Origin of the sequence: Atlantibacter sp. (assembly GCF_032062175.1) — a bacterium.
In the GTDB taxonomy this organism is placed as follows: Bacteria; Pseudomonadota; Gammaproteobacteria; order Enterobacterales; family Enterobacteriaceae; genus Atlantibacter.
Window position 1 is genome coordinate 364,855 of sequence record NZ_DAMBQK010000002.1, and the last position, 10,228, is coordinate 375,082.

Consider the following 10,228-nt stretch of genomic DNA (forward strand, 5'->3'; position numbering starts at 1 on the left):
TCGGTAAAACAATTAGCAGAGCGGTTTAACGGCGGCGCGCATACCGACTGTCACAATCTGTTCAAGGTCCGCAGCGACTTTATCAGTTAAACCAGCAACCTGATTCAGGTCCTGACCCCAATGTTCACTGTCAGCCAGCACTTTTGTAACCAGTTCACGAGCCGTCATCGTATTTGCGTTCACCGCCCTCCACCACTGAGAATAACGTTCCAGCCAGTGTGCATCATCCTGTAACGGATAAGTGACACCGTCACGCTCACCGCGGTAGAAAGCCATCAACGCTGCCAGGGCGAAGGTTAAACGCGCCGGTAACGCCCCACTCGCTTTTTGGCCAGCCAACAGCTGCGGCAGAATACGCGTGCGGAATTTGGTCATGCCATTCAGGGCAATCGACAGTAACTGGTGTTTGATGTACGGGTTGCGGAATCGCCCTACTACCGCCTTCGCGAACGATGCCAGTTCATCCGCCGGTAAATCCAGCACCGGGATGATCTCTTCGGCAATGGCTTTCTCAACAAACGCGCAGACTTCTGCATCGTTCATCGCTTCGCCAACGGTATCGATACCGGCCTGGAATGCCACCGGCACCAGTGCGGTATGCGCGCCGTTCAGGATGGCGACTTTACGCTCTTTGTAGGGTTTGATGTCGTCAACAATCAGCACATTGAGCGCCAGTTTGTCGAGACGCAGTTCCTGCGCCAGGGATTTCGGCCCCTGGATCACGAACAAATAGAAATGCTCGGCGGTATCCAGGAAGCTGTCGTGATAACCCAGCTCTGCTTCGAGGCTGGCGACTTCGTCACGCGGATAGCCGGTAACAATACGGTCCACCAGGGTAGAACAGAAGGTATTAGCGGTAGTCAACCAGGCAACGAATTCCGCGCCCAGGTCCCACTCCTGCGCATAGCGCAGTACCAACTCCTGCAACGCATCACCATTATAGTCGATGAGCTCGCAAGGAATGATGATCCAGCCTTTGTCGGTGGCACCGTGGAAATGCGAGAAACGTTCGAACAGCAGACGCGTCAGTTTAGCCGGATAGCTAACCGCTGGTGCATCATCAAATTTATCGCCTGCATGATAGCTGATGCCCGCTTCGGTGGTGTTAGAGAACACGAAGCGGATTTCCGGGTTATGCGCCAGCGCCAGGTAGGCATCGTACTCGCGATACACATTCAGCTCGCGATTAACGGAGCGAATCAAACGTGCGTCGCTAACGGCCTCGCCCTGCTCATTCAGGCCGCGAATAATGGTGGTATACAACCCGTCCTGGGTACTCAGCGACGGCGGGAAATCGCTGTTGATAGGACGCACAATCACCACACCGGCGTTCAGGTCAGTGTGTTCGTTAAGGAGATCAACTTGCCAGTCAACAAAAGCGCGCAGAAAGTTCCCCTCACCGAACTGGATGATGCGTTCTGGATAGTGCGCTCCGGGAAAATCGCGGCGATTTAAAGTTTTCACAATAGGTTCCTTGGTGGATTTAATTATCAGTCAACCTAATCATTAGCCACCCTAACCTAGCAGAAACGTATAAATCTAAAACCCTGTTTTGATCAAACTGAGCCAAAGTATTCAAAAAATTTATGCAACACTAAAATAATTTTAAACAAAGGGAGGTTAAAACAAGGCTCAACAGGCGAATATGCGGTTTTTACCGTCACGCTTGGCGGTATACAGCGCATCATCTGCGGCTTTTAGCCAGTCGGTAGTGGAGGTCATTTCACGGGTGGCAAAGGCAATGCCGATACTTAACGAGCAAGGATAAGAAATACCATGTTCGGCCTGTAGCAGAGCCGCCTGCTCCATAATTGCGTGGCCGATAGCCCTGGCCTCCTCCATTGACGTGTTCGGCAGCAGCACCACGAATTCGTCGCCGCCCAGCCGCGCGGGCGTATCCTGCTGGCGAGTGAAACGGCGCAGAATTTCAGCCACTGCCACCAGCATGGAATCACCGACTTTATGCCCGTAACGATCGTTAACCTCTTTAAAATCGTCAATGTCGATAAACATCAACGCCGACAGCCGGTGGCGCTGGTTGATTTTATTCAGCTCATGATGAATACGCGGCTCCAGCAGACGCCGGTTAGCGATATCCAGCAGTGGATCCATCATGGCGATGCGCCCCAGCTCGTCGCTTTTTTGACGTAGTTTTATGGCAATGGAATCGGTTAACGCACTCACCGCCAGCACATAAATGGCGATTAACGGCAGCGTGGCATAAGTAGTACGCTGGCTGATCGTGAGTTCTAACGGCATGCCGCGCGCAACCCAACATGCCAGGAACCCAATAACCAGCGCCCCTGCCGCTTTACGCAGCAGTTCTACCCCACCCGCAGCCAGACGATCGGAAAGCAGGATCGCCGCAATGGTGACGGAAGGCAGCGGATTAGCCGACATCATGGCAATCCAGAACCCGCCTGCGGCGGCGTCCAGTACCAGGCTGCGATGTTCGGTTATCAAGGGCTGGCGGGTGCGGCGCGCCAGCAAAAACGCCACGGTTGGCCAGATGAACGCGTTGACGCTCAGCAGGATTAGCCAGCCATGATGAAGATGCTGTTCAGTTAAAACGGAAAGAATGGGAATGAAACAGAGAAAGGTGCCTAACATCCGCATAAAATACATGCGGCGGATAAATTTCAGACCGGCAACGCCATCACGATTATTGATATATTCACTCAGTGGCATTACGCGGCTTTTCCGAAATAAATTCCACAACATCTTATTAATGTTATTTTTGGGTAGCAAGCTATTTTATTAACAAAATCACCCTATTGTTAATACATATCCGCAAGCGAGCCGCAACCACCAATATTGGTAGTTCGCTATAATATATCGGGAATACTTTTGTTTACTTCTGTAGCCGATGCTGAGGACGCCGACGGCGGGTTGCGGCCACTGTTTTTGCAACGATAAGCGAGTTTATGGCAAACCAAAGATTAACAAAAAAATACATCCTGTTAAAAAATGGAGCGACCAATATTTTGCGCCAGGATTTCCAGCACGGCGATGCCTGCCAGAGAATTCCCCGCGCCATCCAGTTCCGGGCTCCACACCGCAATCGACATCTCATGCGGCACTATCGCCACAATGCCGCCGCCGACACCGGATTTCCCCGGCATCCCCACGCGCCAGGCAAACTCGCCGGCGTTTTCATACAATCCGCTGGTCGCCATCAGGGCATTAATTTGCCGGGTTTGTAATGGCGTGATGATGGGACGATTGCCGTCAGGCAACGTTCCCTGGTTCGCCAGAAACAAAAAGGTTTTCGCCAGTTCAAGACAGCTCATCTTCAGAGCGCAATAGTGGAAATAGTTTTGCAGCACGCCGATCACGTCGTTATCGAAATTACCAAACGACTTCATCAGATAGGCGATAGCGGCATTACGGGCCGAGTGCTCGAATTCAGAGCGGGCAACGCGGGCGTCATAGCTGATGTCGCTTTCCCCGGAGAGCATACGCACAAACTCCAGCATTCGCTGGCGCGGCGCGCTCAACCGGGTTTGCAGCATATCGCACACCACCAGCGCCCCGGCATTGATAAACGGATTGCGCGGAATGCCCTGCTCCAGTTCAAGCTGCACCAGCGAGTTGAACGGCTGACCCGAGGGATCTTTCCCGACGCGCCGCCAGATCTCATCCCCTTCATAGCGATCCATCGCCAGCACCAGGCTGAGCACTTTGGAAATCGACTGAATAGAAAACCGTTCATGGGCATCGCCAGCAGTAAAACAGCCGCCGTCCACGGTGCATATCGCAATACCCAGTTTATTAGCCGGAACTTCCGCCAGCGCCGGAATATAATTGGCGACTTTACCCTGGCCGAGCAGCGGCCTGACCTGCGCCAGAATGGAATCGAGCACCGAATTATCTAATACCAAAGCCACATTCCCTCTCCCTGCGCCGGGTAAAAAACGCCGGGAGTATAACAGAGTCAGGCGGGAAGGCGGAAACGCGCCACCGCCGCACTCAGCCGCCGGGACTCCTGCCCCAACTGCCCGGAAGCATGGCTCATCTGCGCCACCAGCCCACCGGTTTCCGTCACCACCTGGTTTAACGTGCTGATGCGGCGAGTCACCCGGTGGATCCGTTCTCCCTGATTGAGCGTTGCCCCGGAAATCTCGCTTAACAGCCCGGTGAGATTGCCTACCAGCGACATAATCTGCTCAAGGGTATTTTCCAGCCGGGAGACCGCGCCTGAACCCTGTTCTATCCCCTGTAGCGAATGGTGGATCAACTGCTCGATGGTCTGGGTGGAATGGCTGCTTTTGCGCGCCAGCAACCCGACTTCCCGGGCGACAATGGCAAACCCACGGCCATGCTCCCCGGCATGAGCCGCTTCTATTGCCGCATTCAGCGCCAGAATATTGGTCTGAAACGCCACGCTGTTGATCATGGCGACGATGCCGCGCATCTCTCCGGCGCGGGAAACCATATCCTGCATCGAGTGATTCACCCTCTGCATCATCTCTTCCCCGCCGGCAGCCACCTCGCGGGCACTGTCGGCTCGCTGATTAGCGACCCTGGCGTATTCAGTATTCTGCTCAACGTGAGATTCCAGGGCATGAATATGGCTGGTAACGCGCTCCAGCTCCTGGGCCTGGCGCTGCGCCTGCTGTGAAAGCGCATCGTTATCGCGGGTGAGATTATCCACGGTATCCGCTAACGCGCCGGTGACGTCACGCATTTCATGCACCAGCTTCATTAATCCCTGCTGCATGGTATTGATACTGGCGTTCAGTTCGCGCATCTCGCGGTTGCGGGTCAGGGTGACTGGCGTGGCGGTCGAGAGGTCTCCCGCCGCCAGCCGGTGCAGATGATAGATTAATTTACGCAGCGGCTTGATCACCCATGCTGACATCCCCCGCCATACGGCCAGGGCAATCACCAGCAACATCCCCAGCGCAGCGATAACGCTTTTTTGCGCCATCGCTAATCCGGCAAGCAACTGCTGGCTGTGTTGCGCATTGCGGGTTTCAATTTGGCTCTGATACTCCACCCAACGGGTACTAAAGTCTGCCTGGAACGCCTGTACCGGTACGCTGAAAAAGGCGTCGATACGGTGAGTGGCGGCGAGGCCATCTGCCTGCTCTTTCAGCGCCTGATAAAAGGCCTGATAGCTGGCCAACAGGTTCTCATCCTGCGGCGTGGCGTGTTCCCGGTAGCGAATAAACGCCTGGTGGGAGTGGCTTAATGCCGTTTGCGCTTCATCCATCAGGCTCTGCCAGCTGCCTTCGGAGCCGGTCGCAGCGTCTTGCATAAAATAGACGCCTGAGCGGTTAAGCAGGTCGCTGGCCGTCAGCAGCGACACGCGCGCCTCTTCCATCCAGGCCTGCTGTTGCTGAAGCTGCTCCCGCCGCGCCAGATCCCGTTCGGTATCATGGAGCAACGAAGAAAGCATTACGGTGGATAAAATCTGGAGCGCGGAGAAAAGCGCGATCGCGCACAGGATCGCGCTTAATAAGCGGAACTGGATACGGCTGAACGGACGGGCCAGCTTGCGGAAAATTTCACTTAGATTCATGATTTTCTTCAGTAAAAAGCGTTAACGCCGCGAGTCTACTGAGCGAAAATGACAGAATCATTGCACAAAAATGACAATCACCCTTTGCGGTTGCGCCATACGGTCTGAGCGTTGCAAAACTCATGCAGGCCGAAGTGGGACAATTCGCGGCCAAAGCCGCTTTTCTTCACGCCGCCAAACGCCACGCGGGCGTCCGATGCGCTGTAGCCGTTAATAAATACCCCGCCGCATTCCAGCCGTTCGGCAAACCAGAGGGCGCGCTGTTCATCGGCGGTATACACCGTGGCGCTCAAACCATATTCGCTGTCATTGGCCAACGCCAGAGCGTGTTCGGCATCTTTTGCTACCGTCATCGCCGCCACCGGGCCAAAGAGTTCTTCACGAAACGCGGTCATTTCCGGGGTCACGTTGCCCAGCACCGTCGGCGGATAGTAATTCCCCTCGCCTGCGGGTTTTTCCCCACCCAGTAACAGGGTCGCGCCCTGTGCCAGCGAGGCCTCAACCTGACGGTGCAGTTCGTCGCGCAGATCCGACCGCGCCATCGGGCCGATAACCGTCTCTTCATCCTGCGGCAGTCCCATACGCAGCGCGGCAGCACGTTCGACAAACAGCGCGGTAAAACGCGACGCGATGCCTTCTTCGACGATAAAGCGTTTCGCCGCGGCGCAGACCTGCCCGGTATTCTGATAGCGTCCCGCCACGGCGGCACTCACCGCCTGTTCCAGATCGGCATCGTTGAGTACGATAAAGGGATCGGAGCCGCCCAGCTCCAGTACGCATTTCTTCAGCGCCGCCCCGGCCTGCGCGCCAATCGCCGCGCCCGCACGGCCGCTACCGGTCACCGTTACCGCCGCGATACGCGGATCGCGAATGATCTCGCCGACATCTTCATTGGTCGCGTTAATCACGCTGAATACGCCATCGGGGAGACCCGCGTCGCTGACGATATCCGCTATCAGTTGTGCGCAGCCCATCACCGACGGGGCGTGTTTTAACAGATAACCGTTGCCCGCCAGCAGAATCGGCACCATGCCGCGTAGCACCTGCCACAGTGGGAAGTTCCACGGCATTACCGCCAGGATAGTGCCGATGGGACGATATTCAATCACCGCATCGGGCACCTGGGTTGGCTCCGCCCCCAGCATCGCCGGGCCGTGTTCCGCGTACCAGTCGCACAGCGCCGCAGATTTAGCGACTTCGCCGCGCGCCTGGCGAATGGGCTTGCCCATTTCGCGGGTCATCAGTTGCGCCATCTCCTCGCCACGCTCGCGCAGGGCCGCGCCGACATCACGCAAATGCTGCGCACGCTGTTCACAGGCAAGCGCCCGCCATCCGCGGTACGCCTCTGCACAACGGGCCAATGTTGCCTCGCGGTGGGAGGCGGTGGCATAGGGATACGCCGCCAGGGTTTGTCCGGTCGCCGGATCTACGGTAATCGCGTGGGTCTCAGGAGTGGCGCTCATCGATATTCTCTTTTGCAGTGAAACATTGCTTCAGTGTGGTTCGGGATGGTATTTATGAAAAGTGAATAATATTAACCATCCCATTCTTAATACGAGAACACTATGGATTTGACGCAGCTTGAAATGTTCAACGCCGTGGCGGAGACCGGCAGCATCACCGCTGCCGCCCGAAAAGTGCACCGAGTCCCTTCAAATCTTACGACCCGCCTGCGCCAGCTCGAGGAAGATTTAGGGGTGGAGCTGTTTATTCGCGAAAATCAACGCTTGCGGCTGGCCCCCGCCGGTTACAGCTTCCTGGAATACAGCAAGAAAATTCTCGACCTGGTGAGCGAGGCGCGCAGCGTGGTCTCCGGCGACGAGCCACAGGGCGTGTTTTCACTGGGGTCGCTGGAGAGCACCGCCGCCGTGCGCATACCGGGCGTACTGGCGACCTATAACCAACGCTATCCGCGCATCCAGTTCGACCTGGCCACCGGCCCTTCTGGCACCATGATTGACGGCGTTCTGGAAGGCACGCTCAGCGCCGCGTTTGTCGACGGTCCGGTGCTGCATCCTTCGCTGGACGGGTTGCCGGTATACCGGGAAGAGATGATGCTGGTGGCTGCCGTTGGGCATCCTAAAGTGAGCCGTGCAAGGGAAATCAATGGTGCCAGTATTTATGCCTTTCGGGCCAACTGTTCTTATCGCCGCCACTTCGAGAGCTGGTTTAATGCCGATCACGCCATGCCGGGTAAGATCCATGAAATGGAGTCTTATCACGGGATGCTGGCCTGCGTGGTTGCTGGCGCAGGGCTGGCGCTGATGCCGCGCAGTATGCTGGAGAGTATGCCGGGGCATCACCAGGTTGAAGCCTGGCCGCTGGCGGAAAAATGGCGCTGGCTGAATACCTGGCTTATCTGGCGGCGTGGCACCCGGTCGCGCCAGCTTGATGCCTTTATCGACCTGCTGCCCAAATGTGAATAACCCCTGCCCCGGTGGTTTTTACCGGGGTAGAATGAAATGCTCCCTTATATTTACATTTTGCGCACCGTATTTTACCCATTGCTGCATCATCATGATTACAAACGCACTAACCTCGTAACCTGGTTAATAACATTGTCTTTTTTTACAGCATTTCTGATTAAGAAATGCCAGGGCTGAATAAAATATCATCCGCCTTCACATTTTTCAGAAGACATTCCTATGTTGCAAAAAGCAATTATTTCGGAAATCGATATCGAACTCATGACGCTTAATCAGGCGATCCGCGATCATTTCGCCTGGGCCAATAAGCTGATTGAATTTTCATTATTTGATGACCGAATGGATAACAGTTTTACCGACCCCAAATCCCATGAGATTTGCGCATTTGGTCACTGGCTTCGTTTGCAAATCGCGTCATCCGAAGAAAACACTGAGGCTTTGTTGGCTATTGAAGCCACGCATGAAATCATGCATGACGCCATGCGTGAGGTGATCAACTGTATTGGCAACCAGCGGGCGTTGCGTGAAAAGCTGAATAATTATTTTCACGCCCAGATGCATTTTCTCGAAGCCACAGATCGTTATAAAACTGAGTTAATCTCGCTACGCAACTGCTATGACACGCTAACCGGACTGCCGCTCAGGCAGTTGTTGTATAAGGATTTTTCGCGCATCGCCAGCCTGCGCCGCAATAAAAACTCCACTTTTTATTTGTCGTTAATTGATATTGATTATTTTAAATCGGTTAACGACACCTGGGGCCATAATGTGGGGGATATCATTCTTCAGGAATTAGGCCAACTACTGGCATCCAATGTTCGGGTAGCAGACCGAAGCTACCGGTTCGGCGGTGAGGAATTTATTGTGCTACAGGAGTGCCAGAGTTATCGGGATTTTACGGCGGTGATGCTGCGCATAATGAATATCGTCAGAAAGCATTCGTTTATTATTCCCAGCGGGGCCATCACTATTACGGTCACCTGCGGAACCACAACAGTGCAAGAAAAAGATGAACTCCAGGCGATTATCGACCGGGCCGATAAAGCGATGTATTTCGGCAAGCAAAACGGCAGAGATCAGTGTCGGTTCTGGAGTGTAAACAAAATGATCGATATAGAAGAAACCGCGTCAGTCACAGCGCTGTGACGATTGCCCTGTCCCTGATTATCAGGGACAGGGAATACGGTTAGCGCAGCATTACCTTGCCAATCAAATAAGTCGTCGCTCTTCCACCGATTAACACTCTGTCGCCGCGTAACTGGCAACGGAGCTCACCTCCGCGCGCTGACACTTGATGCGCCAACATCTCAGTTTTGCCCAGTTTATCTGCCCAGTATGGGATCAGCATGCTGTGGGTGGAGCCGGTAACCGGATCCTCCGCCACCGCCTCGCCGGGGCAGAAAAAGCGGCTCACGAAATCCTGGTTTTCGCCCTGGGCGGTAATGCACACCATTTTACCGAGCGGCTCCAGGCCGTGGATATCTGGCGTTAACGCTTGCAGGCGCTGCGGGTCGTTCATCACGATCAGCCAGTCGCGGGCCACGCGGGTCTCCTTCACCTCGCTGCGCACGATACCGAGTTTTTCAAACAGCAAGTCCGGCGCGTCGGCGGCTTCAGTTTGCCAGGCTGGGAAATCAAGCGTCAGCCACTCGCCTTTGCGGGTCACGCTCAGTTCGCCGACAAAACGGGTCGAGAATTTAATTTCCGTGTCCGGGAAATCGAGATATTCGAAAATCACATGCGCGGCGGCAAGCGTGGCGTGCCCGCACAGGTTGATTTCATATTGCGTGGTAAACCAGCGCAGCTCGAAACCGGTATCGGTGCGGACAAAATAGGCGGTTTCCGACTGATTATGCTGCTTTGCCATTTTTAATAGCGTTTCATCGGGGAGCCATTCGGTGAGCGGGCACACCGCCGCCGCGTTTCCGCCGAAGGTTTTATTGCTGAACGCGTCAATCATGTAGAAATCAATCGTTTGCATTGGGGGGGTTCCTGGGGGGTTGTGGGGATCACTATGACATAGATGGGGGGCGTGGCGGTATAGGTGTGTGTGTATGTGTATGGTGGAAGGGTTCCGTTCGCTTAGGCTATGTTCATCTATGCGGCTTCAGTGACGGCGAACGTGTCAGGGGCGCTCGCCGCCGCGCCCCCAACCCCCCCGGCTCCCGGCCAGCAAAATCGGCGGCTTTGCCGCTTCCCTCGGCTCCCTCTCCTCGCTTCAGGTCGGTCGGGATACGGCATCCTGCCTTTCCCGACCTCAGCCCCGCTTCCCTGCGGG

At 55.2% G+C, this 10,228-nt stretch carries 8 protein-coding genes; 2 read left to right on the plus strand and 6 right to left on the minus strand.

Annotation, left to right across the window (positions count from 1 at the left end; genetic code table 11):
• Window positions 1–12: 12 nt before the first annotated feature.
• From RT120_RS03925 to sad, 5 genes are all read right to left on the minus strand, one after another.
• Window positions 13–1,464: a tagaturonate reductase gene (locus RT120_RS03925; RefSeq protein WP_312979656.1), complete on the minus strand. Its 1,452-nt coding sequence runs from the start codon at window positions 1,462–1,464 to the stop codon at window positions 13–15.
• A 168-nt stretch (window positions 1,465–1,632) separates the two neighbouring features.
• On the minus strand, window positions 1,633–2,625 hold the full coding sequence (locus RT120_RS03930; protein WP_409515019.1) for a diguanylate cyclase domain-containing protein: 993 nt from the start codon (window positions 2,623–2,625) through the stop codon (window positions 1,633–1,635).
• A 335-nt stretch (window positions 2,626–2,960) separates the two neighbouring features.
• Window positions 2,961–3,887, minus strand: coding sequence for a glutaminase B (gene glsB, locus RT120_RS03935; RefSeq protein WP_312979661.1), 927 nt, complete (start codon window positions 3,885–3,887; stop codon window positions 2,961–2,963).
• A gap of 47 nt (window positions 3,888–3,934) precedes the next feature.
• Complete coding sequence (locus RT120_RS03940; protein ID WP_312979663.1) at window positions 3,935–5,524, minus strand: methyl-accepting chemotaxis protein; 1,590 nt, start codon at window positions 5,522–5,524, stop codon at window positions 3,935–3,937.
• Between the two features lie 77 nt (window positions 5,525–5,601).
• Window positions 5,602–6,987: a succinate-semialdehyde dehydrogenase gene (gene sad / locus RT120_RS03945; protein ID WP_312979665.1), complete on the minus strand. Its 1,386-nt coding sequence runs from the start codon at window positions 6,985–6,987 to the stop codon at window positions 5,602–5,604.
• Window positions 6,988–7,089: 102 nt separating this feature from the next.
• Between sad and ptrR the strand changes: the two genes are divergently transcribed.
• Together ptrR and RT120_RS03955 are read left to right on the plus strand one after the other, a co-directional pair.
• Complete coding sequence (gene ptrR, locus RT120_RS03950; RefSeq protein WP_312979666.1) at window positions 7,090–7,950, plus strand: putrescine utilization regulator PtrR; 861 nt, start codon at window positions 7,090–7,092, stop codon at window positions 7,948–7,950.
• Between the two features lie 219 nt (window positions 7,951–8,169).
• Window positions 8,170–9,096 carry a diguanylate cyclase gene (locus tag RT120_RS03955; RefSeq protein WP_312979673.1) on the plus strand — a complete coding sequence of 309 codons (927 nt, stop codon included), beginning with the start codon at window positions 8,170–8,172 and terminating at the stop codon, window positions 9,094–9,096.
• A 40-nt stretch (window positions 9,097–9,136) separates the two neighbouring features.
• Here RT120_RS03955 and RT120_RS03960 read toward each other — a convergent pair whose 3' ends face one another.
• Complete coding sequence (locus tag RT120_RS03960; protein ID WP_312979676.1) at window positions 9,137–9,931, minus strand: PhzF family phenazine biosynthesis protein; 795 nt, start codon at window positions 9,929–9,931, stop codon at window positions 9,137–9,139.
• Window positions 9,932–10,228 lie beyond the last annotated feature (297 nt).